Origin of the sequence: Methylibium petroleiphilum PM1 (genome assembly GCF_000015725.1) — a bacterium.
Lineage (GTDB): Bacteria > Pseudomonadota > Gammaproteobacteria > Burkholderiales > Burkholderiaceae_C > Methylibium > Methylibium petroleiphilum.
The window spans coordinates 92,893-118,141 of the sequence record NC_008825.1 but is presented as its reverse complement, the minus strand read 5'-3'; the positions used below and the strand labels follow the sequence as shown (position 1 = coordinate 118,141).

Here is a 25,249-nt window from a genome sequence, read left to right as displayed (position 1 = left end):
CACCTCAGGGCTGCTTCTGCGCGACGCGCACCGCGGGCAGCGCGTCGGCCACGCGGATCGGCTTGGGGATCAGCTTGAGCTCGTGGAACACGTCGGCGATCTGCTGCTGCTGCGCCGCGACCTGCTCGCTGAGCGGCGTGACATTGAAGTTGTAGCGGCGCAGCGCGAGCTCGACGATCTCCGGGTCCAGGCCCTGCAGTGGCGCAATGATCGCCGCGGCGCGCTTCAAGTCGGCCTTCAGCCAGCGGCCCTGCTCCTGCGAATCGGCGAACAGCGCCTGGATCACGTCGCCGTTCTTCTGCACGAACTTGCGCTCGGCCAGGTAGAACAGGTAGTTGTTGGCGACGCCGTTGCGGCCGTCGACCAGCACGCGCGCACCGGTCTGCTTCTCGACCGCGGCGAGGAAGGGATCCCAGATCGCCCAGGCATCGACCGCGCCCTTCTCGAAGGCGGCACGCGCATCGGCCGGCGGCAGGAAGACCGGCTGGATGTCGGCGTACTTCAGGCCGGCCTTCTCGAGCGCGCGCACCAGCAGGTAGTGCACGTTCGAGCCCTTGTTCAGCGCGACCTTCCTGCCGTTGAGCTCGGCCACGCTCCTGATCGCCGAGCCCTGCGGCACGACGATGGCCTCGGCCTCCGGCGCGGCCGGGTCGTGGCCGATGTAGACGAAGTCGGCGCCGGCCGCCTGCGCGAAGATCGGCGGCGCCTCGCCCACATGGCCGATGTCGACCGAGCCGACGTTCAGGCCTTCCAGCAACTGCGGCCCGGCCGGGAACTCGATCCACTTCACACCCACGCCCAGCGGCGCGAGCTTCTTCTCCAGCGAGCCCTGCGCCTTCTGCAGCACGAACAGGCTGGCCGACTTCTGGTAGCCCACGCGCAGCGGCTCGCGCGCCGCGCCCGAGGACTGTGCACGCGCCAGCGGCCAGGTGCCGAGCGCCGCGGCGCCGGCGGCGGCGCCGAAGGCCTGCAGCAGGTGGCGACGGGCCGACTGCGGCAGCCGTCTCCAGCGGGACGAGGAAGAAGAATCCGAATGGCTCATGGGGAACTCCGGTTCGTGGACGCGACGATCGCCGCCGCGCGCAACAACGAGGAAAGAAAGGACGGGGGCGGCCGATGAACCAGGCCAGAAGGCAGAGACAAGCGAAGGAGACGCAGCCTGCAACCGCCCCCGCGTCAAAGGGGTCGCGATCGGTTCAGGCCGGACAGCGGAAGAGTGACAAGGCGGCTCCGTGCGGGGATGCAGTGCCCGCACGATAGGGAGACTCGCCGCACCGGCCAACGAAGCTTTCCGGTGGTCGATAGCGGCGCGGCGCATAAGGCGCGCCGGGGCCGGGGCCGCTCGGCGTCGGTCAGGACCTGTTGACGCTGCCGGAGGGCTCGCGCCCGTGTCGCGCAGGTCCTAAGGCGCGTTGGCCGTGACCGACGCGGTCTCTTCGTTCAAGGCGAGGCCGGCACGGGCCGGCTTGGTCAGCGGCGTGGGCTTCATGCGGTTGCTGAGCATCATGCCCACCCCCGCGCGCAGGCCGCCGGTGATCTGCAGCTGCAGGCGCTCGTCGTCGCGGCGGCGCACCTCGGCCGCCACCTGCGCGGCCTCGTCGGGCGTGGCGCCCAGGGCCCGCAACGCGGCCTCGCCGAAGGCACTGGCCGACTCGAAGGTCTCGCGCACCTGGTAGTCCACGCCCGCGGCGATGAGCTTCAGCGCGTGCTCGCGATCGAAGGAGCGCACCAGCAGGCGGGCCTGCGGGAACGAGTGCTTCACCAGCTCGACGATCTTCAGCGCCGCCGCCTTGTCGTCCACGCAGACGGCGATCGCCTCGGCCGTGGCGGCGCCGGAGGCGTGCAGCACGTCGAGCCGGGTGCCGTCGCCGTAGTAGACCTTGAAGCCGAAGCCGTCGGCGCTCTGGATCATCTCGGTGTCCGAGTCGATGATCGCCACGTCGACCCCGCGCGCCAGCAGGGCCTGGCTGGCCACCTGACCGAAGCGGCCGAAGCCGATCATCAGCACGCTGCCGGTCAGGCCGTCGGCCCGGTCCACGCCCTCGAGCGAGGCCGCGCCACGCGGCAGCATCCAGCGCAGGGCCCCGACCGCCAGCGGCGTGAGCGCCATCGACAGGATCACGATCGCGGTGAGCACCGCATTCATCGGGCCGTCGAGCAGCCCGGCGCTGACGCCGGCCGAGTACAGCACGAACGCGAACTCGCCGCCCTGGGCCATCAGCACCATGCGGTGCAGCGCGTCGCCGTGCGGCGCGCCGAGCGCGCGCGCCACGACGTAGATGCCGGCCGCCTTCACCAGCATGAACACCACCACGCCGCCCAGCACCTGGGGCCAGTGGCTGGCGAACACCGTGAGGTCGAGCGACATGCCGACACTCAGGAAGAACAGGCCGAGCAGGATGCCGCGGAAGGGCTCGATGTCCGCCTCCAATTGATGCCGGAAGCTCGATTCCGACAGCATCACGCCGGCGAGGAAGGCGCCCATCGCCATCGACAGGCCGCCGAACTGCATCAGCAGCGCAGCGCCCAGCACCACCAGCAGCGCGGCCGCGGTCATCACCTCCCGCGCGCGCGCCGCCGCCAGCAGCCGGAACATCGGATTGAGCAGCCAGCGCCCCGCGATCGTGACGCTGCCCACCGCCACCAGCGCCAGCAGCAGCGCGCGCCAGATGGAACTGTCGACATCGGCGTGCGCCGGCGCGAGGAAGGCCACGATGGCCAGCAGCGGCACGATGGCCAGGTCTTCCAGCAGCAGGATCGAGACCACCCGCTGGCCGCGCGAGGTGGCCGTCTCGCCGCGCTCGTCGAGGATCAGCATGACGGTGGCGGTGGAGGTCATCACGAAGCCCATCGCGGCGACGAAGGCCACCGGCGCCGACAGCCCGGCGAGCATGCCGACGCCGGTGAGCAATGCGCCGCACGCCACCACCTGGGCCAGGCCCAGGCCGAAGATCTCGCGGCGCAGGCTCCACAGGCGCTTGGGCTGCATCTCCAGCCCGATGACGAACAGGAACATCACGACGCCCAGCTCGGCCACGTGCAGGATGGTCTGCGCGTCGACGAACAACCCCAGGCCGAACGGCCCGATCGCCAGCCCGGCGGCCAGGTAGCCGAGCACCGAGCCGAGGCCGAGGCGCTTGAACAGCGGCACCGCCACCACGCCGGCGGCCAGCAGCACCACCACACGGACCAGTTGTTCGTTGCCTGCTGCCTCGACCGCCATGCCTGTACTCCTTCGCCGAATGTGGGGAACGCGCGGCCCCGGGCCGCATTGAAAAAGGGCCGGCAACCTCGGGTTGCAGGCCCTGCGGGACGGTGCGCCGGGGACGCGTCAGAACGGGATGTCGTCGTCCATGTCGTCGAAGCCGGTGGCCGACTTCTGCGGGGCCGGTGCAGGCGCCTGGCGCGAGGCGGCCGGTCGCTGCGGCGGGCGCGCCGCGCGCTGCGGGGCCTCGCCGCCGCCTTCGTCACCCCGGGAATAGCCGCCGCCACCGCCGTCGTCACCGCCACCCATGCCCTCGCGGCCCCCGAGCAGCTGCATCTGCTCGGCAATGATCTCGGTGGTGTACTTCTCGGCGCCGTCCTTGTCCTGCCACTTGCGGGTCTTCAAGCGGCCTTCGACGTAGACCGGGCGGCCCTTCTTCAGGTACTCGCCGGCGATCTCGGCCAGGCGGTCGTAGAACACCACGCGGTGCCATTCGGTCTCCTCGACCTTGTCGCCGCTGTCCTTGCTCTTCCAGTTGCGGGTGGTGGCAAGGCTGATGTTGCACACCGCCGAACCGCTGGGCGTGTAGCGCACCTCGGGGTCGCGGCCCAGGTTGCCGATCAGGATGACTTTGTTGATGGAGGCCATGCCGCTGCTCCCGCGCAGTAAGGAGAAAGAAGGGATTCGGAGGGGTCCGCGGCCCGGGAATCCGGGGCGGCCGATGATTATGCCCGCCACCCCGATGGCCCTGCGCCCGCTTCTTGCATGAGCCGGCCCAGGCATCATCCGTGGGTGCGCGGGCCGCCGCTCGCGCACCGTCGCACCGTCCCGCACCCTTGAAGAAGCAACCCGACTTCACCCAGGCCGTTCGCCAGGAACTGGTCGACTGGCGCGCCTGGCGCGATCGCGCTGTGGTGCTGGCGTACGCGGTCGCCGCGGGGCTCGCCGTGGTCGGCTTCACGATGCTGAGCGAGCTGGCGCTCGAGGGCTTCGGTGCCCTGCGCGCCCTGCACCCGCTGCTGCCGCTGGTCTGGATGCCGGCGCTCACCGCGGCGCTGGTGTGGGTCACGCTGCGCTGGGTGCCGGGGGCCGCCGGCTCCGGGATTCCGCAGGTGCTGGCGGCGCTGGACACGCGCACCTCGCCGTCGCAGCGTGGGCTGTTCGTGTCGCTGCGGCTGAGCGTGGCCAAGCTGGTGCTGGCGTCGGGCGCGCTGCTGGCCGGGCTGTCGGCCGGGCGCGAAGGACCATCGGTGCAGGTGGCGGCCGGAGTGATGCTGCATGCACGCCGCTGGCTGCCGTCGCGATCGAGCGTCACCGACCACGGCCTGCTGATCGCCGGCGGCGCCGCCGGCATCGCCGCCGCCTTCAATGCGCCGCTGGCCGGTGTGGTGTTCGCGATCGAGGAGCTGTCGCGCAAGATCGAGAACCGCAACAGCGGACTCATCATCACCGCCATCGTGCTGGCCGGCCTGGTGGCGGTCTCGGCCTTCGGCAACTCCACGTACTTCGGCGTCATCCGCGTCGGCCGGCTCGACAGCGGCGTGCTGCTGCCCGGCCTGCTGGTGGTGCTGTGCGCGGGCCTGCTGGGCGGCCTGTTCTCGCGCCTGCTGATCGTGTCGATGGTCGGTGCGCCCGATCGCTTCTGCGCGCTGCGGCGGCGCCATCCGGTGCGCTTCGCGGCCGGCTGCGGCTTCGTGGTGGCGCTGATCGGCATCGTCAGCGGCGGCCTCACCTATGGCAGCGGCTACGACGAGACCAAGGGCCTGCTGGACGGCGAACCCGGCCTGCCGGTGCTGTTCGTGCTGCTCAAGTTCATCAGCACCTGGCTGTCGACCTGGAGCGGCGTGCCGGGCGGCATCTTCGCGCCCTCGCTGTCGGTCGGCGCGGGCATTGGCGCCGACATCGCGCAGCTCACCGGCTCGCCGGCCGGCGCGGCGCTGATCGCCATCGGCATGGCCGGCTTCCTGGCCGCCGTGACGCAGGCGCCGATCACGGCTTTCATCATCGTGATGGAGATGGTCGACGGCCACGCGATGGTGCTCAGCCTGATGGCTGCGGCGCTGGGGGCCAGCGGCGTCTCGCGGCTGCTGAGCCGGCCGCTGTACGCCGAGCTGGCCGAGCTGCAGCTGCGACGCCTGCCGGCCGTGCCGTCGACGATGCCGCCGGACTCGGGCACCGCCACCACCGCATTCCAGGACTCCGCTCCCGGCAGGCCCTGACGCCCGCGCCCGGCCGGCACACGCGGGCGCTCCGCTAGCATCCGCCCCGTGACCCCGCCGCGAACCGACCCGACCCTGCCCGCCACCGACCCGCTGAACGTGCTGCAGCAGGTGTTCGGCTACACCGCCTTCCGCGGACACTAGGCCGAGATCGTCGACCACGTGAGCGCCGGCGGCGACGCGCTGGTGCTGATGCCCACCGGCGGTGGCAAGAGCCTGTGCTACCAGGTGCCGGCGATCGCGCGCCACCGCGCCGGCCACGGCGTGGCCGTGGTGGTGAGCCCGCTGATCGCGCTGATGCACGACCAGGTCGGCGCGCTCGAGGAAGCCGGCGTGCATGCGGCCTTCCTCAACTCCTCGCTCGAACTCGCCGACGTGCAGCGCATCGAGCGCGAGATGATGAGCGGCCGCCTGGTGCTGCTGTACGCTGCGCCGGAGCGGCTGACCACGCCGCGCATGCTGGGTCAGCTCGACTCGCTGCACGAGCGCGGACTGCTGAGCCTGTTCGCGATCGACGAGGCGCACTGCGTGAGCCAGTGGGGCCACGACTTCCGCGAGGACTACCTGGGCCTGCACGTGCTGCACGAGCGCTATGCCGACGTGCCGCGCATCGCGCTCACCGCGACGGCCGACGAGCACACGCGCGCCGACATCGTGTCGCGCCTGCAGCTCGAGGACGCGCGCGTCTTCATCAGCAGCTTCGATCGGCCGAACATCCGCTACCGCGTGGTCGAAAAGGACGATCCGCGCAAGCAGCTGCTGCGCTTCATCGGCGACGAGCACGAGGGCGATGCCGGCATCGTGTACTGCCAGTCGCGCAAGAAGGTCGACGAGACCGCGGCCTGGCTCGAGACGGAGGGCATCACCGCGCTGCCCTACCACGCCGGGCTCGACGCCGCGGTGCGGCAGCGGCACCAGAACCGCTTCCTGCGCGAGGACGGCATCGTGATGGTCGCGACCATCGCGTTCGGCATGGGCATCGACAAGCCCGACGTGCGCTTCGTCGCCCACCTCGACCTGCCGAAGAACATCGAGAGCTACTACCAGGAGACCGGCCGCGCCGGCCGCGACGGCGAGCCCGCCGAGGCCTGGATGGCCTACGGCCTGGCCGACGTGGTGAACCAGCGCCGCATGATCGACGACAGCCCGGCCGGCGAGGAGTTCAAGCGCGCCCAGCGCGGCAAGCTCGACGCGCTGCTGGCGCTGGCCGAGGCGCACGACTGCCGCCGCATGCGGTTGCTCGATTACTTCGGCGAGCCCAGTCGGTCCTGCGGAAACTGCGACAACTGCCTGAATCCGCCGGCGGTGTGGGACGCCACCGAGGCCGCGCGCAAGCTGCTGTCGTGCATCTACCGCTTCGGTCAGCACGGCCGCGGGCCGCGCAGCTTCGGCGCCGCTCACCTGATCGACGTGCTGCGCGGCAAGGCCACCGAGAAGGTCGCACAGTACGGCCACGACGGCCTGTCGACCTTCGGCGTCGGCGCCGACCTGTCCGAGCAGCAGTGGCGAGGCGTGCTGCGCCAGCTGGTCGCGCTGGGCCATGTGGTGTCCGAGGGCGAATACAACACGCTGGCGCTGACCGACGGCGCGCGCGCGGTGCTCAAGGGCGAGGTGCAGTTGCTGCTGCGCGTGCCGAGCGACACACCGAAGCGCGGACGCCTCGCCCGCGGCGGTGGCAGCGCCGGCCGGGGTGCGAAGGGCAGCGGCGCGCCAGCCGACCTGGACGCCGCCGCGCAGGTTCGCTTCGAGGCCTTGCGCGCCTGGCGCGGCGAGGTGGCGCGTGAGCACAACCTGCCCACCTACATCATCTTCTCGAACGCCACGCTGGCCGAGATGGCGCGCCGTGCGCCGGCCACGCTGGGCGACCTGGGCGAGGTCAGCGGGGTCGGCGCGAAGAAGCTCGAGGCCTACGGGCGCGAGATCCTGCGGGTGCTGGACGCGGGGCGCTGAGCGTCGGCACGAGGCCGGCAGCTGCAGCGTCTCCGTCTCCCGATCGTCTCTCGTCGACGACGCCCCGCTCAGGGACCGATGCCGACCGACACGACCGCACTGTCGCCACGCTGCCCGCCGCCATCGACCGCACGGGCGAAGTACTGCACGCTGCCGGCCGCGTTGGCGGGCACCGTGGTGTCGAGCTGGTAGGGCGGCAGCCCGTCGAAGCCCAGCAGCGTGGAGCCGCTGCCGTCGATCCGGTAGAACTCGACGAAGTCGACGCCATAGTCGTCGCTTGCCGCGGCCACCAGGCGCAAGGTGTCGCCGGGCGCCGCGCTGGTGGGCGACACGGCCAGCGACGCGCTGGGCCGGTCGTCATCGCCGAAACCGAAGCCCAGCGACACGCTGCCGCCGCATCCGGCGAGTGCCACGACCGCGAACAGGGCGGCGCCGCGGCGCCTTGCACATGCCGAGAGGAAGGAGATCATCCCGCAGCCTAGCGCGAGGCCCGGGGCCGATCAACCCGAAGGGTCGTTGCCGGTGCTCGACCGTCAACCGGCCGGCCGCCGCGCCAGTTCTTCCCGCACCAGCCGCACCACCAGCCGGTCGAGCGACTCGACCGAGTAGTTGCCCACGTCGTGCGCCGTCTCGCGGCCCGGACCGCTGGACGGGTCGTCGGCCTTCGCATAGGTGAGGAACACGAACCGGCCACCGGTGTATTGCGCGGCCTGGCGGAACACGTACTCGCCGGTCGGGTCGAGTCCGCTGGCACCGACCGCGAACAGCTTGATGCCGCGCGCCAGCGCGCCCTGCATGTCGTCGTCGTAGTACGGCGCGCCGTAGTCGAGGTGGGGCGGCGCATCGGCCACCAGCACCACCAGCCGCGTGGCGCCGTCGCCGCGCCAGGACAGCCGGTGCACCGCGGTGTGCAGCGCCTCGTTCAGCGCTTCGGGATAGTCGCCGCCGCCGCCGGCCTGCAGCGCGCCGAGGCTGCGCTGGAAGGCGTCGAGGTCCTTGCCGAAGTCGTGCGCGCGCACGAAGAACGCGTCGCCGCGGTCGCGGTAGGCCACCAGCGCGAAGCAGGTGTCGGGACGGCTCGGCAGGCGCGCGATCTGGTCGGCCATCGAGCGCATCGAACGCTTGAGCTTGTCGATCTCGTCGGCCATCGAGCCGGTGGCGTCGACCAGGAACACGAGGTCGAGACGGGCGCGCTGCAGCGGCAGGTCCCGGTCCAGCCGGACCTGCAGCGCATCGCGCTGGCCGCGCTGCAGCAGCGCGCGGCCCACGGTGCCGCCCTTGCGCACCTGCACCTCCATCAGCGCCGGCGCGCCGCCCGGCATCACGCCCGGATGCAGCCACACCTGGCCGCCGGCGTCGGTGCGGGCCCACAGCGGCAGCGCGCGGCCGTCGGCGTGCAGGCTGACCTGCGCGTCGGCGACCGGCCGGCCGGCGGCGTCGTGCACCGTGAGGCGGTAGCGCTCCTGCACGTCGCGCGGACGCACCGGCAGGTGCTCGTTGCGCGCGCGGTAGGCCAGGTAGGCGCCGAAGTCGGCGTTGTCGTCGACCACGCCGGCCGACACCGGCTCGTCGCGCGGCCGGCGCGGCGCGGGCCCGGCCGCCCGTTCGTCGGGCTGCAGCGCCGGGGCCGCGGCCGGCGCGCTGTGGCGCAGCGCATCGGTACGCCCCGACGGCGCCGCGCCGGCCACCGCCGATTCCGCCGCGGCCTTGGCGGCGCCGTGGCGGTCGGCACGGCGGTCGCCGTCGTCGCGTTCGCGGCGTTCCCGGCGTTCGCGCTGCAGGGCCTGGGCGTCGCCCGGGCCGTCGAGCTCGAAGGCCTGCGGCGCGCGGTCGCAGTCGCGCGCGTCCGGGCTGGCCGGCGGCCCGGACTGCGGGCCGGCCCACAGCGTGGCATCCCAGCCGGGGCCGGTCGGCCGGGGCAGCGGACGCACGGCCTCGGTCCGCGCGGGCGCGGGCGAGACCCAGTCGTGCGCCTCGCTCCAGCCGACGCTGCAGGCGCTCAGCAGGCTGACGGCGGCAAGCCCGGCCGGCCGCAGCCAACCCGGGAACAAGGAAGAAGGCAGGGTCATCGTCGACTCCAGTCGGTGAACAGGACAGAGGCGCGCGATCCGTCGCGCGCCCAGGCTGGCTGATACGGCCGGGCCGCCCGAACGGGGTCAAGACCAATGCCGTCGCGCCGTTCAACCCCGTTCGCGGCCCTCGCACGTACAAGCCCGAACCGCCGCGATGGCAGACTGAGCAGGCCCATGCCCGACCCCACGCCCGAACCCTCCGACGACACGCTGATGCAGGCCTTCGCCGGCGGCGACGCGCGCGCCTTCGAACGGCTCTACGCACGCCACCACGTCGCGCTCTACCGCTTCGTGCGCAGGCTGCTCGGCAGCGCCTGCGCGGCACAGACCGACGAGGTGTTCCAGGACACCTGGCTGCGCGTGATCGACGCGCGCACCCGCTGGGCACCGCAGGGCGCGAGCTTTCGCACCTGGCTGTTCACGCTGGGCCACCACCGCGCGGTCGATTGCCTGCGCAGGAGCGGCCGGGAGGTATCGGTCGACGCGCCGGGGCCCGACCCCTGGGAACCCGACGGCGAGCCTTGGGCCCGCTGGCCGGTCGCCCACGGCGCCGACGGGCAGGGCGTCGACGACCAGGCCTTCTGGCGTGCGGCCGGCCAGCGCCTGCTCGACTGCCTGGATGGCCTGCCCGCCGCGCAGAAGGCGGTGTTCCTGCTGCACCACGAGGACGGCCTGTCGCTCGCCGAACTGGCCGCCGCGCTGGAACTGGGTTTCGAGACCGCCAAGAGCCGGCTGCGCTATGCGATGAGCAAGCTGCGCACCTGCATGGGCGCCTACCTGCCCGGTGCGGGCGTGCTGACCGCGCCCGAGGGGAGCGCATGAACCGTCCGCACCCGCCCGAGCCGGCCGGTGACGACGACGTGGCGCGCGACGCCCATCTGCGCGCCGCGCTGCGGCATGCGCCGGACCGCGACGCCCGCCCGCCGGCCGAGCTGAGCCGGCGCATCCTCGACGCCGCCCGGGTCGCCTCAGGGTCCGCGCCGAAAAAGGCAGCGCGACCGGCCGCGGCGCCCTGGGCCCGCGTGCGCGACGGGTTCGCCTCGTGCACCGCGTGGCTGCGCCATCCGGGCGCGACGGCCGCGTTCGCGAGCCTGATGCTCGCCACCGTGATCGGAGTGATGTGGCGCGACGGCCCGCCGCCGGAGACCGAACCGGTCCATGACGGCGCTGCCCCGGCGGGGCCGTCGACCGCACCGTCCGCCTCAACCACCGCCGCAGACCCCGCAGCGGACCGGCCGCCGGCACACCGCGACGTACCGGCCGAGACGGCCGCAGACGCAGCCGCGCGCGACACGGCCGCCATCACCGCGCGGCGCGCCGACAACGACGATGGCGGACGGCGCGAGGCCGCCGCCCCGCGGCCTCGAACGACCGGCCCCGCGCCATCGGGTCCGCCCGCCGGGAAGGCAGCGGCCCAGGAGAAGAGGATCGCAGCGCCCGAGGCGGCGAATCCGCCGGCTGCTGCTTCGCCGCCGCCGACCCCGATGGCGGCCTCCCCCGCTGCACCGGCCGTCACGCCGTCGGAGCGCTCCGGCGCCGCGGCGCAGAACCAGACCCCGCTCGGCGCCACCGCCGAGCGCAGCGGACGGGACGACAGGCCATCGGCCCAGGCCGCACCGCCCGACGATCCGCTGGCCGCGCCGATCGCAGCCCTGCGCGGCAGCGGTGGCGACGCGCCCGCCCGGCTGGCGCGACGCGACGCGGCCACCGCGGTGGCGCCGTCGTCCGCGGCCGGGATGCCACCGAGCGCGCTGGCGTGGTTCGGCGACGCGCAGGCGCTGACGCGTGGCCGGTGGCGGCCGGTGGCGGCCACCTCGTCGGCGGCGCTGCCGACGGCCTGGACCGAGGTGCTGTCGACCGACGGCCGCCCGCTGGGCCGCGTGGCGATCCTGGAGGGCGCGCTGTGGTGGCAGCCGGCCGGCACGGACGGCCGCATCTGGCGGGCGCCGCTGCCGGCCGGTGATGCCGCGCAGCGCCTCGCCGCGACGCTGGCCTCGGGCGCACTGGATCGGTCGCCGCCACCCTGAGTGCCTGCGCGCGAACGGTCGGCCCCGCATAATGCCGGGTTGCCCTGCATGCCTGCGGGGCTAGGGCCTGTTAACGCTACCGGAGGGCTCGCGTGACCCAGGAAACGGACGCCATCAAGGCGCACAGCGCAGCCGGGGTCGGCCCCCGGCGAGCATGGGCAACGCCGAGGGCGCCCGTTTCCTGGGATCACCCTTCGGGCCCGTGCTGCGCAGACCGCAGGGAGGCGTTGCTCAGTCGTTGCGTGCAACAGCACGCCGCCTCCCTCGCGCCTACCCCTGCGGCCTGCGCAGCACGGGCGCGAGCCCTCCGGTAGCGTTAACAGGCCCTAACCCACCATGCTGGACACGCCCCCACCCGATCGCGCTGCCGCAGCCTCAGCCGCCGACGGGCACGAGGCCGCGCCGCGCCGCCTGCCGGCCGCCGAGCCCGCCGCGACGATCCGCGTGCGCGGCGCGCGCACCCACAACCTGAAGAACATCGACCTCGACATCCCGCGCCTGCAGCTGGTGGTGATCACCGGGCTGTCGGGTTCGGGCAAGTCGAGCCTGGCCTTCGACACGCTGTACGCCGAGGGCCAGCGCCGCTACGTCGAGAGCCTCAGCGCCTATGCGCGGCAGTTCCTGCAGTTGATGGACAAGCCCGACGTCGACGTGATCGAGGGCCTGTCGCCGGCGATCAGCATCGAGCAGAAGGCCACTTCGCACAACCCGCGCTCGACCGTCGGCACCGTCACCGAGATCCACGACTACCTGCGCCTGCTGTACGCCCGCGCCGGCACGCCGTTCTGCCCCGACCACGAACTGCCGCTGCAGGCCCAGAGCGTGAGCCAGATGGTCGACGCGGTGCTGGCGCTGCCCGAGGACACGCGGCTGATGATCCTGGCGCCGGTGCTGCGCGAGCGCAAGGGCGAGCACGGCGAGCTGTTCGAGGACATGCAGGCGCGTGGCTACGTGCGTTTCCGCATCGACGGTGCGGTGCACGAGATCACCGACCTGCCCAAGCTGAAGAAGAACGAGAAGCACGACATCGACGTGGTGATCGACCGGCTCAAGGTGCGGCCCGAGATGGGACAGCGCCTGGCCGAGAGCTTCGAGGCCGCGCTGCGTTTCGCCGACGGCCGCGCGATCGCGTGGGAAATGGATTCCGGCCAGGAACACCTGTTCTCCGCGAAGTTCGCCTGCCCGATCTGCAGCTACTCGCTGGCCGAGCTGGAGCCGCGGCTGTTCTCGTTCAACTCGCCGGTGGGCGCCTGCCCGAGCTGCGACGGGCTCGGCGAGGTGACGGTGTTCGACCCGGAGCGCGTGGTCGCCTTCCCGTCGCTCAGCCTCGCCAGCGGCGCGATCAAGGGCTGGGACCGGCGCAATGCCTACACGCACTCGATGCTGGAGAGCGTGGCGCGGCACTACGGCTTCGACACCGACACGCCGTTCGAGCAGCTCGCGCCCGAGCACCGGCAGGTGCTGCTGCACGGCTCGGGCGAGACCGAGATCGCCTTCGTCTACGCCAGCGAGGCCGCGAGCGGCAAGAAGCGCATCGTGAAGCGCTCGCATCCCTTCGAAGGGATCATCCCTAGCTTCGAGCGACGCTACCGCGAGACCGACTCGGTCGCGGTGCGCGAGGACCTGGCGCGCTACCAGGCCGCCAAGCCCTGCCCCGACTGCCACGGCACGCGGCTGCGGCGCGAGGCGCGCCACGTGAAGCTGGTCGACGTGGCGAGCGGCACGGCGCGGCCGATCTACGAGATCGCGCACGCGACGCTGCGCGAGGCGCAGCAGGTGTTCGACGGGCTGCGGCTGCGGGGCGCGAAGGCGGAGATCGCCGACAAGGTGGTGCGCGAGATCTCGTCGCGGCTCAAGTTCCTGAACGACGTGGGGCTCAACTACCTGAGCCTGGACCGCAGCGCCGACACGCTGTCGGGCGGCGAGGCGCAGCGCATCCGCCTGGCCAGCCAGATCGGCTCCGGCCTGACCGGCGTGATGTACGTGCTCGACGAGCCCAGCATCGGCCTGCACCAGCGCGACAACGACCGGCTGATCGCGACGCTGAAGCACCTGCGCGACATCGGCAACAGCGTGCTGGTGGTGGAACACGACGAGGACATGATCCGCGCCGCCGACCACGTGATCGACATGGGCCCGGGCGCCGGCGTGCACGGCGGCCGCGTGATCGCGCAGGGTCGCTTCGCGGACGTGTGCGCGGCGCCCGAATCGCTGACCGGCCAGTACCTCGGCCGCGCGCTGCGCATCGCGGTGCCGCGGCAGCGCACGCCTTGGCGCAGCGACGCCACGCCGCACATCGACGCTGTCGCCGCGGCCGGCCTGCCGCCGCGCAAGGCCGGCAAGAATGAACCCACGCCCGGCCAGCGGGCCTGGGCCGAACGCGGTGCGATCACCGCGCTGCGCATCGCCGGCGCGCGCGGCAACAACCTCAAGGGCGTGAGCGTCGAGATCCCGGTCGGCCTGCTGACCTGCGTGACCGGCGTGTCGGGTTCCGGCAAGAGCACGCTGGTCAACGACACGCTGTACGCGGCGGTGGCGCGCAAGCTCTACCAGAGCCATCTCGACCCGGCGCCGCATGACGAGATCGACGGCATCGAGCACTTCGACAAGGTGATCAACGTCGACCAGAGCCCGATCGGCCGCACGCCGCGCTCCAACCCGGCCACCTACACCGGCCTGTTCACGCCGATCCGCGAGCTGTTCGCCGAGGTGCCGGCGGCGCGCGAGCGCGGCTACGGACCGGGCCGCTTCTCGTTCAACGTGGCCGGCGGGCGCTGCGAGGCCTGCCAGGGCGACGGCGTGCTGAAGGTCGAGATGCACTTCCTGCCCGACGTCTACGTGCCCTGCGACGTCTGCCATGGCAAGCGCTACAACCGCGAGACGCTCGAGGTGCTCTACAAGGGCAGGAACATCACCGAGGTGCTGAACCTCACGGTGGAGGACGCCCACGCCTACTTCAGCGCCGTGCCGAGCATCGCGCGCAAGCTGCAGACGCTGCTCGACGTGGGCTTGGGCTACATCACGCTGGGCCAGAGCGCCACGACGCTGTCGGGCGGCGAGGCGCAGCGGGTCAAGCTCGCGCTCGAGCTGAGCAAGCGCGACACCGGCCGCACGCTCTACATCCTCGACGAACCGACCACCGGCCTGCACTTCGCCGACATCGACCTGCTGCTGAAGGTGCTGCACCAGCTGCGCGACGCCGGCAACACCATCGTCGTGATCGAGCACAACCTCGATGTCATCAAGACCGCCGACTGGCTGATCGACATGGGCCCCGAAGGCGGCGCCGGAGGCGGCCAGGTGGTGGCGGTGGGCACGCCCGAGGACGTGGCCGCCAATCCGGCGAGCCACACCGGGCGCTACCTGCAGCCGCTGCTGGGCGAATAGCGCTCGGTGTCCCGCCCTCTCCCCCGCACGTGGGAGAGGGTCTCGCGAGAATCACTCCACCAGCCGGATCTCCACGCGACGCGCTTCCGGCGCGGCGCCGTCGCCCAGCGTCACGTCGGGCTTGCGCAGCGCGATGCGCGCCGCGTCCACGCCCTCGGCCACCAGCGCCGCACGCACGGCCTTCGCGCGCGCCTTGGCGAGTTCGGCGTTCAGAGCCGCAGCACCGCTGGCGTCATGAAAGCCCGACAGCACGACGCGCTGCTGAGGCGCGTCCTTCACGGCCTGGATCGCCTTGTCCAGCGCCACCAGCGCGCCGTCCGGCAGCACGGCCTGGCCGACCGCGAAGTAGACCGTACCGACCACCTCGCCCTCGAGCGGACCGTCGACGAAGGCCAGCGTCTCGGTGCCCGCCACGGCCTGCGCTCCATCACCGCCCGCAGCGGCGTTCATCGCCCGGATCGCGAGGCCGCCGATCAGGCCGGCCACCACCAGGAACACCACGGCCAGGGCCGTCCAGACGCCGATGCGCGTGCCTTCATCCTCTTGATCGAACATGTTCGTGCTGCCTTGGCAGATCCGTTGTTGAGCGAAGCGCGATTCTAGGGAGCGAAGGTGACGGGGGCCGCACGAGGCCCGCCCCCGGTCCGAGGCTTCGCAGGATTGACGGGCTGCGCGGCCGAAGCTACATCGGCGCATGAAGCGCGGTTCACGCGCTCCCTGGAGACACCATGGCCCGCAAGTCCACCGCCAGGAGCGGTCGCGCCGCCCCGATTCCCATCCACGGCAAACGCAGCTTCGATCTGTGGTGCGACGCCCATCTGGCCGACGGCGCCAGCGTGCAACGCCAGCAGCGCGGCAGCGCCGGCGCCGCGTCGCGCGGGCTCGACGCCGTGCAGCTGGGCAAGGCGGGCGCCGTGCTGGAGGTGCGCTTCGCCGACGGCTCGGTGTTCTACACCGACCCGGTCGAGTTCGCGGCCCGCCACGGCCGGCAGGCGGCCGCACAGCGCGGTGTCGCGAACGGCGCACCGACCATCGAGCTGCCGTTCGACCTGGCGAGCAGCCCGCGCTCCCGCTCGCGCGGCGGCGCGCCCGGCGCCCCGGTCGAGCGCTACACGGTGAGCGAGCTGACCGACCCGACCAGCCTTGACAAGCTGTACGACTTCGGTGCGATCCTCGGCCGCAGCGTCGCGCGCTGGTTCCCAGGCAACGCCGCGGCCGACTTCCCGCTCGCCGCGAAGCTGTGCGCGGCGTTCGAGAACGCCAGCCTGCACGACGCGCTGGGCGATGAGGGTGGCGTGCTGCTGCGCTGGGTCGACGGCAGCTGGCAACCCGCCGGCAGCCTGCCGCTGAGCGACGCGAAGGACAGCGTGCTGCTGTTCCTGCACGGCACTGCGTCGTCCACCGAGGGCAGCTTCGGCGCGCTGTGGGCCGGCCCCGGCAACTCCGAGGCGCGCGACGCAGAACGGCCAGGCGACTTCACCGCGCTCGCTGCGCGCAGCACGCTGCTGGCCTGGGAGCACCGCAGCCTCACCCTCAGCCCGATCGACAACGCGCACGGCCTGGTCGGCGCGCTGCTGGCCGCGCTGCCGGACGACCGCGTCTTCACGGTCGACGTGGTTTCGCATTCACGCGGCGGTCTGGTGGGCGAGCTGTTCGCGCTGCGCAGCGCGCCGACGCTGGAGCAGGCGCAGCGCCACTTCACCGCGTCCTACGCCGGCCGCGAGGGCCAGCCGTCGCACCCCGATGCGCCGCTGCTGCGGCCACTGTTCACCGCGCTGGCCGGCGCGGCCCAGCGGCTGCGGCCGGGGTGCTTCGTCCGCGTGGCCTGCCCGGCACGCGGCACGCTGCTGGCCGACGGCCGCACCGACCTGTTCCTGTCGCTGCTGCTGCGCGCCGTCGGGCTGGCGGTCGGCGGCGCGACCGGCGGCGTGGGTCGCCTGGCGTTCGAGCGCGTCTCGCGCCTGGTGCGCTCACTGGTCGCAGCCCGCGCCGATGCGCGCATCGTGCCCGGGCTGGAAGCGATGATCCCCGGCTCGCCGTTGACGCTGGCGCTGGCCGGCTGCGGCGCGCAGCCGACCGACCGCCTGCGCGTGATCGCCGGCGATTCGCGCGGCAAGGGCTGGGGCGGCATCGTCACGCTGCTCGGCGACGTGTTCTACGGCCTGCACGACCACGACTTCGTGGTCCACACGCGCTCGATGTTCGGCGGCCTGCAGCGCAGCGCGCAGCCGCCACGCAGCCTGCGCTGCGAGGGGCCCACCGTCACGCACTTCGCCTACTTCGGTGCCGGCAGCCTGTCGCGCAGTGCGCTGTTCAGCGCGCTGGCCGGACGCGACGACGGCTTCGCCGCGCTGGCGGACGACGAACGCCGCACACGTGGCCTGCTGCAGGCGCTGAAGTCCGACCCGCTGAGCCGGCGGCCATTCGAGGCCTGGCTGGCCGATTTCGGGCTGCGCGAGAACGCCCGCAAGCCGGTCCTGCTGGTGCTGCCCGGCATCATGGGCAGCGAGCTGCAGCGCCGCGACGGCGGTGATCGCATCTGGCTCACGCTCGGCGCGATGCTCGACGGATCGCTGGAGCGGCTGGGGCTCGAGGATCCCGACGCGCGTGCCGACGGCAGCGCACTGCGCGCCGGGGGCCTGCTGGCGGCCAGCTACGAGCGCCTGCTGGACGAGGCGCGCTCGCGCTTTCGCGTCGTCGCGGTGCCATTCGACTGGCGGCTGTCGATCGAGCACAGCGGCGCGGGCCTGCGCGAGCAACTGCGCGCCATCGTCGAGCGGCTGGACGACGGCACGGTGCCGGTGCACCTGCTGGTGCATTCGATGGGCGGCCTGGTGGCGCGCCAGGCGCTCTATGTCGACGTCGCCGGCAAGGCGCTGTGGCAGGACCTCAAGCAGCGCGGCAGCCGCCTGGTGATGCTGGGCACGCCGAACAAGGGTTCCTACGCGCCGGCGATGCTGCTGCTGCGTCAGTACCGGCTGGCCACGATGCTCGCGATGCTGGCGCGCAAGGTGTCCGACCGCGACATGGCGCGCTTCGGTGCCGGCTTCCCCGGTCTGCTGCAGATGCTGCCGCACGACAGCGACCCGGCCTTCGGCGACCTGTTCGATGCCGCCAGCTGGCAGCGCATCGCCGAGGCCGAGCATGGCGCCCAGCTGCCCGACCCGCAGGTGCTGAAGGCCGCGCGTGACTTCGTGCGCAGCCGCCCGTTCCAGGACAGCTTCCAGGCGCTGTGTGAAGACCCTTCGGTGTTCTACGTGGCCGGCACCGGCAGCACGGTGCTCCAGATGCGCCCGCCGCAGGATGCCTGGGAGACCGTGTTCGGCGAGGGTGAGGCGGTGATCGCCACCCGCCGCGGCATCGACTTCCTGGCCGGCGACGGCGGCGACGGCACGGTGCCGTGGAACTCGGCGCTGGCGCCCGAGCGCACCTGGTACGCGCCCTGCGAGCACGGCACGCTGCCCGACCACCGCGAAAGCTTCGAGGCCTACTTCGAGCTGCTGACCGCGGGCCGCACCCGCCGGCTGCCGCAGCAGCCACCGCAGCGGCGCGGCGCCGGAACGGCACTGACGGTGTGGCCCCCGACCCCGCAGCCGGCGCTGCTGCCGACCGACGACGACGAGCTGGCCGACTACATCCTGGCGCACGGTGGCAGCGGCCCCGAGCCGGTACCGAGCCCCGATCCGATCGAGGTGCGGGTGGTGCACGGCAGCCTCGATTTCGCACGCTACCCGCTGATGGTCGGCCACTACCAGGACGACGGTGTGTCCGGTGCCGCCAAGCGCGTCGACGAGAAGCTCGACGGCCAGTTGCAGCGGCTGATCGACCTGAAGCTGTTCGTCGGCGCCAGCCGCACCGGGCACTATCTGCGACCCAACAACCACGGCGTGACCCCGCCCGCCTACCCCGGCGCGCTGCTGCTGGGGCTGGGCACGGTGGGCGAGCTGACACCCGGCCTGCTGTCGGAGACGGTGACGCGCGGCGTGCTGCGCTATGCCTTCGAGCACGTGCACCGCGACCCCTATGCGGCGCGGGGCAGCGAGCCGGTCGACCTGCGGCTGTCGACCGTGCTGGTCGGCACCCACGTGCAGGCCGTCACCGCGCGCGACAGCCTGGCCGGGCTGCTTTACGGGGTGTGGCGCGCGGCGCAGCTGCTGCTGCAGATGCCCGGCGGGCCGCAGCCGGTGCGCATCCGCGAGGTCGAGGTGATCGAGATCGACGAGCACATCGCGCTCGACGCAGCCTACGAGCTGCGGCGACTGCTGGCGCGCGACGAATGGGCCGAGCGCCTGCGCTGGGACCACCCGGTGCTGGAGGTGCGCGAGGGCGGCATCCGCGGCTACCGACCGCGTGCCGTGGGCTCGGTGTGGCAACGCCTGGTGGTGAGGCAGGACGCGCTGGGCGGCCTGAACTTCGCGCTGATCGGCGAGCGCGCGCGGGTCGAATCCACGCAGGTCTATTCCGACGTGGCCAGCCTGCGCCGCTTCATCGACCGCGTGAGCGACCACCAGACCGGCGCCGCCGACCGCATCGCCAGCCCCACCGATCCGCGCTTCGGCGGCGTGCTGTTCCAGATGCTGCTGCCCTACGAGCTGAAGGAGCGGCTGGCCAACCTCGACAACACGGTGCTGGTGGTCGACGACGAATCGGCGCGCTACCCCTGGGAACTGCTGAGCCCGGCACTCGCCGGTCCAGCCGATGGCGAGACGCCGCGGCCGTTCGTCGTGCACGCCGGCCTGGTGCGCCAGCGCGTGACCGACGACTTCCGGCGCCTGCCGCAGGCGATCACCGGCTACGACGCGCTGATCGTCGGCGCGCCGAGCACGGCGAACTGGCAGGACGACCGACGCGAGCCGCTGGCCTTCAGCACCCTGGAGGGCGCGGAGGCCGAGGCCCACGCCGTCAACGAGCTGCTGCTGCACGACGACCGCGAGTGGCTGCCGTCGTCGCTGATCGGCCCGACGGTCAGCTTCGACCAGGTGCGCATCGCGCTGCTCGAGAAGCCCTACCGCCTGCTGCACCTGTGCGGCCACGGCGTGGTCGACCAGTGGGTGCGCACGATGGGCAGCGGACCCGATGCGCGCGAGGTCCGCAAGACCGGCATGGTGCTCAGCGATCAGGAGGTGCTGACCGCGGCCGACGTGGAGCAGATGAGTCCGCCACCCGAATTCGTGTTCATCAACTGCTGCTACTCGGGCCGCGACGCCGAGGGGCTGACGACACCCGGCACCGGCCCGCGCAAGCACCCGATCCTCGCCGCGAGCCTGGCGCTGCAGTTCATCAAGATGGGTTCGAAGGCGGTGGTCGCCGCGGGCTGGCAGGTCGACGACGCGGCGGCGCTGCTGTTCGCGAAGACGCTGTACCGCGCGCTGCTCGACGGCGAGGCCTTCGGCGAAGCGGTTCGCGGGGCCCGCGAGGCGGTGCACGCCGACAGCGGTGCGCAGCACAACACCTGGGGCGCCTACCAGTGCTATGGCGACCCGCAGTGGCGGCTGCACGCCCCGGCGCGTGCCGCCGCCGCGTCGGCCGGCACCTCGTTGCTGCGCGATGCCGACGGCTGCATGAGCGCGCACGAACTGGCCGACCGCATCGTGCAGGTGGTGGCGGTGGCCGGCGACAAGCCGGCGGCGGCGGTGCTGGGCCAGATCGACCGGCTGCTGGCCACGCTGGCGGCGGACGAGGCGCGCCGCGCCTGGCTCAGCGATTCAAGGGTGCGCTCGGCGCTCGGCTGCGCCTACCGCGAGCTGGGCGACCACGACAGCGCAGCCCGCGCGCTGCAGCTGGGCGCGCGCAGCGCCTACTCGCAGGTGCAGATCGGTCAGCTGGAGCTGCTGGTGAACTCGCTGTCGCGCTCGGCCTCACCCGACGCGCAACTGGCCGCAGAGAGTCTGCTCGATCGGCTGGACGACGTGTCGAACGACACGCTCGGCCGCTGGCCGCTCGGTGACCAGGACGTGGCGCCGACTTCGGCCTCGTCCGAACGCCAGGGCCTGCGCGGCGGCTTCGTGTTGCGCCAGGCGGCCCGGCTGCTCGACGAGGACAAGGCGCTGGGCGCCGTGGCCGAGGCCTTGGTGAAGGCCGCAAAGCTGTTCGCCAGCGCGTACCGCAGCAAGCGCCACTTCGGGGACGCGGCCGACCGGCGCGCCTATGCGCTGTCGAACGCCATGCTCGCGGCGGCACTGGCGGGGCTGGCCCGGCGCGAGCTCGGTGTGGCCGAGGCCGCCCTCGCCGAGGCCGGCACGCCGCACCCCGGGTCTCCGGCGCTGGGCCCGATCGCGCTGTGGCTCGCGGAGGCCGGCGCGCTGCTCGACGAGCTGGCGGCGCTGGACGACCTGGCGAGTTTCTGGCACCAGACGACCAAGCTCGAGCTGCTGGTCGCCCGCACGCTGCTCGCGCACCTGCAGGACCCCGCCCATCCGCTCGACGACTTCGCCGTGGCGCTGGACCTGCTGGACCGGGCCCTGGTGCGATGGCCCTCGCCGATCCAGGTGGAAAGCCTGCAGCACCGCTTCCTGCTGGTACGCCACCTGTCGCTCGCGCTGCAGCGGCAGCCGGGGCCGCATCCCTGGGAAGACCTGCGCCAGATGCTGCCGGTGCTCACCGAGGACGCGCTGGCCCGGCTGGCCACCTGCGGCCGCGGGGAGCACTGACGGCAGCCCGCCCTCGATGTCGGTGCGGCCGCGGGTCGCCACCGGCGTGAAGGGCCACTCCCGTACGCCGCCGCACCGATTGCGGGCAGCCTCTAGACTCGCTGCACAGGCGCCCGAGCGCCGGCCCATCCCCACGCGAGCGGAGACCCCATGCGCCCCACCATCGATTACTACCTGGCGCCGCAGTCGCCGTACACCTACCTCGGCCACCTGCGCTTCTGGGACATCGCCCGCAAGGCCGGCGCAACGATCCGCGTGATGCCCGTCGACCTGGGGGGCAAGGTGTTCCCGGTGTCGGGCGGCCTGCCGCTGGGCAAGCGCGCGCCACAGCGCCAGGCGTACCGGCTGGTGGAGCTCAAGCGCTTCAGCGAGTGGCTGCACGCCCCGCTGAACCTCGAACCCAAGTACTTCCCGGTCAACGGCGACGACGCCGCACGGCTGATCATCGCGGTCGACCTGCACGACGGCGCCGATGCCGCAATGGCCATCGCCGACAGCATCCTGCGCGCGGTGTGGGTCCACGACCGCAACATCGCCGACGAAGCGGTGCTCGCATCGCTGCTGGTCGAGCGCGAGCTGCCGGCCGCGCGGCTCGAGGCCGCGCACTCGCAGGCGGTGCAGGAGCGTTACGAGGCCGATTCGCAGGCGGCGGTCGATGCCGGGGTGTTCGGCGCGCCGAGCTACGTGGTGCAGGGTGAGATCTTCTGGGGCCAGGACCGGCTCGATTTCCTCGAACGGCGCCTGAAGGCCGGCTGAACGCGGCACCGCCGGCCGGCGGTCGAGGCCGCGGCGGCAACGCCACAATACGCGGGCCCGCCCCCCGCGACACCATGCCGATCCCCTTCCACCCCCGAGAGGCGCAGCGCCTGACGCTGTTGCGCGAGCTCGGGGTGCTCGGCGGCGCAGCAGGTGCCGGCCTCGACGCGCTGACCGCTTGCGCGGCGCGGCTCACGGGTGCGCCGCTGGCAGCGATCTCGCTGGTCGACGACGACGCGCAGTGGTTCCTGTCGCGCAGCGGCTTCGAGCTCGCCCAGATTCCGCGCAGCCAGGGCTTCTGTTCGCACGCGATCCTCGGCGAGAGCCTGTTCACCGTGCCGGACCTGGCCCGCGACCCCCGCTTTCGCGACAGCCCGCTGGTCACCGACGGCCCGCGCGTGCGCTTCTATGCCGGCCAGCCGCTGGCCATCGACGGGCTGGCCGTCGGGACGCTGTGCGTGTTCGACCTCCAGCCCCGCACGCTCGGTGCCGGCGAACGCGAAGCGCTGGCGCAACTGGGCTGTGCCGCGGTCGAACTGCTGCAGTCGCGGCAGGGCCTGCGCGAAGCGTCGCAGCTGCGCGAGCGCCTGTTCGACTTCGCGCGCGCCGGCGGTGACTGGATGTGGGAGAGCGATGCACGGCATCGCTACCGGTGGCTTTCCGACGCCTTCCAGCCCATCACCGGCATCGACCCGCGCCGGCAGCTCGGCGAACCCATCACCGACGCCCAGCTGCTCGACGCCGACGGGAGTCCGCGCGTGCCGGCGCAGTACTACCGGGCGCTGCTCGACCGCCAGGAGCCGTTCGCACGGGTGCTGACCGCCAAGCACACGCCGCGCGGGCTGCTCTACCTGTCGCGCAGCGCGGTGCCGGTGTTCGACGCGGCTGGCCGCTTCGAGGGCTATCGCGGCACGGTGCGCGACGTCACGTCGACGCTGGCGGCAGCCAGCGAGGCCCGTCGCGGCGAGGTCACGCTGCGCGAACTGGCCGCGCAGGTGCCGGGCATGCTGTTCACCTTCGAGGAGCATCCCGACGGCCGGGCCGGCTACCCCTTCGTCAGCGATGGCGCCGAACGCGTGCTCGGGATGGCGGCGGCCACGCTGCAGGCCGATGCGCTGACCTTCTTCCGCCACGTTCACCCACCGGATCTCGCGCCGCTCGGCAAGGCCCTGGCCGAGGGCGCGGCGCGGCTGACACGGCTGGAGCACAGCTTCCGCATGACCTTGCCCGATGGCTCGCTGCGCTGGTTCGAGATGCGTGCGGCGCCGACGCGCCTGGGTGACGGCGGTACGTTGTGGCACGGATTCACCGCCGACGTGACCGCGCGCAAGGCGATCGAGGAGGCGCTGCAGGCCCATGAAGAGCGCTGGCAGATCGCCGCCGACGCAGCGCGCATCGGCATCGCCGAGTTCGTGCTGGCCGACGGCCTTGTCAACCTCGATCGCCGCGCCTGCATCAATCACGGACTTTCGTACCCGCATGGCCGGGTGACGCTCGACGACTGGATGGCACAGATCGATCCGGCCGACCGCGACGCCGTGATGGCCGGTATCGGCGAGGCGCTGGCCGGCGAACGACCGTTCGAGGGCCGGTATCGGATCCGCCAGCCCGATGGCAGCGTGCGCTGGCTCGAGTTCGTGGTGCGTGCCACGCGCGACGAGGCCGGCGCGCCGACCGGTGTCATCGGCACCTGCCGCGACGTGCACGAGCAGCAGCTGGCCGACGAGTTGTCCCGCGGCATGCAGGAGGCCGAGCGGGCGAGCCGCGCCAAGAGCGAATTCCTGTCGCGGGTGAGCCACGAGCTGCGCACGCCACTGAACGGCATCCTCGGCTTCACGCAGCTGATGGCGCTGGACGAGGACCATCCGCTGGCGGCTCCGCAGGCGCAGCGCCTCGCGAGCGTGCAGCGGGCCGGCAACCGGCTGCTGAATCTGATCAACGACGTGCTGGAGATCAGCCGCATCGAAAGCGCCGAGGTCGCGGTGCGCACGCTGGCGGTCGATCTCGACGCCGCGCTGCACGCGAGCCTGAGCCTGGTGCAGTCGCTGGCGCGCGGGCGCTCGATCACCATCGAGCCGACGCCACCGAGCGGGCTGTGGGTCAGCGGCGACGAGCGTGCGCTCGAACAGGTGCTGGTGAACCTGCTGTCCAACGCCATCAAGTACAGCGGCGAACAGAGTCCGGTGGTCTTGAACCTGCAGCGCAGCGACGGGACGGTGAAGATCGCGGTGCGCGACCGGGGCGTCGGCCTGACGGCCGAGCAGCAGGCGCGGCTGTTCCAACCCTTCGATCGGCTGGGTGCCGAACGACGCCGCATCGAAGGCAGCGGTCTCGGCCTGGTGATCGCACGCCAGCTGGCCGAGGCGATGGGCGGTCGCATCGATGTCGTCAGCGTGCCGGGCGCCGGCTCGACCTTCACCCTGCAGTTGCCCGAGGCCGAGGAGCCGAGCGGCAGCGCCTACCTCGCCACACAGCCGGCAGCCTTGCTGCACGAACCGCCCGCGCCGCGGCGCGCGCAGCGGCAGGTGGTCTACATCGAGGACGAATTGCTGAACCAGGTGTTGCTGCAGGAGGTGTTTCGAGCCCGCCCCGACTGGCAGCTCCACATCGCCGACGACGGCGCCAGCGGCCTGCGACTGGCGCGCGAGCTCTCCCCGCACCTGATGCTGATCGACATGAACTTGCCCGATACCAACGGCTTGGCTTTGGTGCAGGCGCTGCGCGCCGATCCGTCGACACGGGCGCTGCGCTGCATCGCGCTGTCGGCCGACGCGATGAACGAGCAGATCGCGGCGGCGCGCCGTGCCGGCTTCGACGACTACTGGACCAAGCCGATCGATGTGGCGCAGGTGCTGGCCGGGCTCGACGCCGTGCTGGACGGTACCGCCTGAGGCCTGCTTTCACGCCCCGTCACCGCTCCGGTTTCGCCCCGCGGGGGCCCTCGGCCCGGTGCCCCCGCGGGGCCGCCCTCGGGGCGATGGTC

General features: G+C 72.6%; 13 protein-coding genes and 1 pseudogene. 8 read left to right on the top strand and 6 right to left on the bottom strand.

Annotated elements, in window-relative coordinates; all coding sequences use genetic code 11:
* Positions 1-4: 4 nt before the first annotated feature.
* The 3 genes from MPE_RS00545 to ssb form a co-directional block, all read right to left on the bottom strand.
* Positions 5-1,042: a sulfonate ABC transporter substrate-binding protein gene (locus MPE_RS00545; protein ID WP_011827714.1), complete on the bottom strand. Its 1,038-nt coding sequence runs from the start codon at positions 1,040-1,042 to the stop codon at positions 5-7.
* Between the two features lie 360 nt (positions 1,043-1,402).
* A complete protein-coding gene (locus MPE_RS00540; protein ID WP_011827713.1) occupies positions 1,403-3,223 on the bottom strand; it encodes a monovalent cation:proton antiporter-2 (CPA2) family protein in 1,821 nt (606 codons plus the stop codon).
* A gap of 108 nt (positions 3,224-3,331) precedes the next feature.
* The gene (gene ssb / locus MPE_RS00535) at positions 3,332-3,853 is read right to left on the bottom strand and encodes a single-stranded DNA-binding protein (protein WP_011827712.1); all 522 of its coding nucleotides are present in this window, start codon (positions 3,851-3,853) and stop codon (positions 3,332-3,334) included.
* A gap of 188 nt (positions 3,854-4,041) precedes the next feature.
* On the opposite strand from ssb, the gene MPE_RS00530 reads away from it, so the two are divergent.
* Positions 4,042-5,424, top strand: coding sequence for a chloride channel protein (locus tag MPE_RS00530; protein WP_148210862.1), 1,383 nt, complete (start codon positions 4,042-4,044; stop codon positions 5,422-5,424).
* A 48-nt stretch (positions 5,425-5,472) separates the two neighbouring features.
* Positions 5,473-7,374, top strand: a pseudogene (gene recQ / locus MPE_RS00525) (DNA helicase RecQ).
* A gap of 68 nt (positions 7,375-7,442) precedes the next feature.
* Here the strand turns inward: recQ and MPE_RS00520 are convergent.
* Entirely contained in the window at positions 7,443-7,844 is a 402-nt protein-coding gene (locus tag MPE_RS00520; RefSeq protein ID WP_011827708.1) for an Ig-like domain-containing protein, read from the bottom strand.
* 63 nt (positions 7,845-7,907) lie between these two features.
* The gene (locus MPE_RS22595; RefSeq protein ID WP_011827707.1) at positions 7,908-9,443 is read right to left on the bottom strand and encodes a VWA domain-containing protein; all 1,536 of its coding nucleotides are present in this window, start codon (positions 9,441-9,443) and stop codon (positions 7,908-7,910) included.
* 177 nt (positions 9,444-9,620) lie between these two features.
* Between MPE_RS22595 and MPE_RS00510 the strand changes: the two genes are divergently transcribed.
* The 3 genes from MPE_RS00510 to uvrA all read left to right on the top strand — a co-directional run bounded on the left by MPE_RS00510 (position 9,621) and on the right by uvrA (position 14,860).
* Complete coding sequence (locus MPE_RS00510) at positions 9,621-10,268, top strand: sigma-70 family RNA polymerase sigma factor (RefSeq protein ID WP_049820730.1); 648 nt, start codon at positions 9,621-9,623, stop codon at positions 10,266-10,268.
* Positions 10,265-11,473: a heavy-metal-associated domain-containing protein gene (locus MPE_RS00505; protein WP_011827705.1), complete on the top strand. Its 1,209-nt coding sequence runs from the start codon at positions 10,265-10,267 to the stop codon at positions 11,471-11,473. Before MPE_RS00510 ends, MPE_RS00505 begins: the two co-directional genes overlap by 4 nt.
* A gap of 336 nt (positions 11,474-11,809) precedes the next feature.
* Positions 11,810-14,860, top strand: coding sequence for an excinuclease ABC subunit UvrA (uvrA, locus tag MPE_RS00500; protein WP_011827704.1), 3,051 nt, complete (start codon positions 11,810-11,812; stop codon positions 14,858-14,860).
* Positions 14,861-14,911: 51 nt separating this feature from the next.
* On the opposite strand, the gene MPE_RS00495 is transcribed toward uvrA, so the two are convergent.
* Positions 14,912-15,415, bottom strand: coding sequence for an OmpA family protein (locus tag MPE_RS00495; RefSeq protein ID WP_036235694.1), 504 nt, complete (start codon positions 15,413-15,415; stop codon positions 14,912-14,914).
* A gap of 173 nt (positions 15,416-15,588) precedes the next feature.
* Between MPE_RS00495 and MPE_RS00490 the strand changes: the two genes are divergently transcribed.
* The 3 genes from MPE_RS00490 (at position 15,589) to MPE_RS00480 (ending at position 25,157) form a co-directional block, all read left to right on the top strand.
* A complete protein-coding gene (locus tag MPE_RS00490) occupies positions 15,589-21,510 on the top strand; it encodes a DUF7379 domain-containing protein (RefSeq protein ID WP_041929482.1) in 5,922 nt (1,973 codons plus the stop codon).
* 150 nt (positions 21,511-21,660) lie between these two features.
* Positions 21,661-22,266, top strand: a complete 606-nt coding sequence (locus MPE_RS00485; RefSeq protein ID WP_011827701.1) for a 2-hydroxychromene-2-carboxylate isomerase — start codon at positions 21,661-21,663, stop codon at positions 22,264-22,266.
* Positions 22,267-22,340: 74 nt separating this feature from the next.
* Positions 22,341-25,157 (top strand): hybrid sensor histidine kinase/response regulator, encoded by a 2,817-nt coding sequence (locus tag MPE_RS00480; protein WP_011827700.1) that lies wholly within the window; start codon positions 22,341-22,343, stop codon positions 25,155-25,157.
* Positions 25,158-25,249: the final 92 nt, after the last annotated feature.

Excerpts from the sequence above, each read along its gene's own strand:
- MPE_RS00545 (WP_011827714.1), bottom strand. The coding sequence starts at position 1,042 with ATGAGCCATTCGGATTCTTCTTCCTCGTCCCGCTGGAGACGGCTGCCG.
- MPE_RS00540 (WP_011827713.1), bottom strand. The coding sequence starts at position 3,223 with ATGGCGGTCGAGGCAGCAGGCAACGAACAACTGGTCCGTGTGGTGGTG.
- ssb (WP_011827712.1), bottom strand. The coding sequence starts at position 3,853 with ATGGCCTCCATCAACAAAGTCATCCTGATCGGCAACCTGGGCCGCGAC.
- MPE_RS00520 (WP_011827708.1), bottom strand. The coding sequence starts at position 7,844 with ATGATCTCCTTCCTCTCGGCATGTGCAAGGCGCCGCGGCGCCGCCCTG.
- MPE_RS22595 (WP_011827707.1), bottom strand. The coding sequence starts at position 9,443 with ATGACCCTGCCTTCTTCCTTGTTCCCGGGTTGGCTGCGGCCGGCCGGG.
- MPE_RS00510 (WP_049820730.1), top strand. The coding sequence starts at position 9,621 with ATGCCCGACCCCACGCCCGAACCCTCCGACGACACGCTGATGCAGGCC.
- MPE_RS00505 (WP_011827705.1), top strand. The coding sequence starts at position 10,265 with ATGAACCGTCCGCACCCGCCCGAGCCGGCCGGTGACGACGACGTGGCG.
- uvrA (WP_011827704.1), top strand. The coding sequence starts at position 11,810 with ATGCTGGACACGCCCCCACCCGATCGCGCTGCCGCAGCCTCAGCCGCC.
- MPE_RS00495 (WP_036235694.1), bottom strand. The coding sequence starts at position 15,415 with ATGTTCGATCAAGAGGATGAAGGCACGCGCATCGGCGTCTGGACGGCC.
- MPE_RS00490 (WP_041929482.1), top strand. The coding sequence starts at position 15,589 with ATGGCCCGCAAGTCCACCGCCAGGAGCGGTCGCGCCGCCCCGATTCCC.
- MPE_RS00485 (WP_011827701.1), top strand. The coding sequence starts at position 21,661 with ATGCGCCCCACCATCGATTACTACCTGGCGCCGCAGTCGCCGTACACC.
- MPE_RS00480 (WP_011827700.1), top strand. The coding sequence starts at position 22,341 with ATGCCGATCCCCTTCCACCCCCGAGAGGCGCAGCGCCTGACGCTGTTG.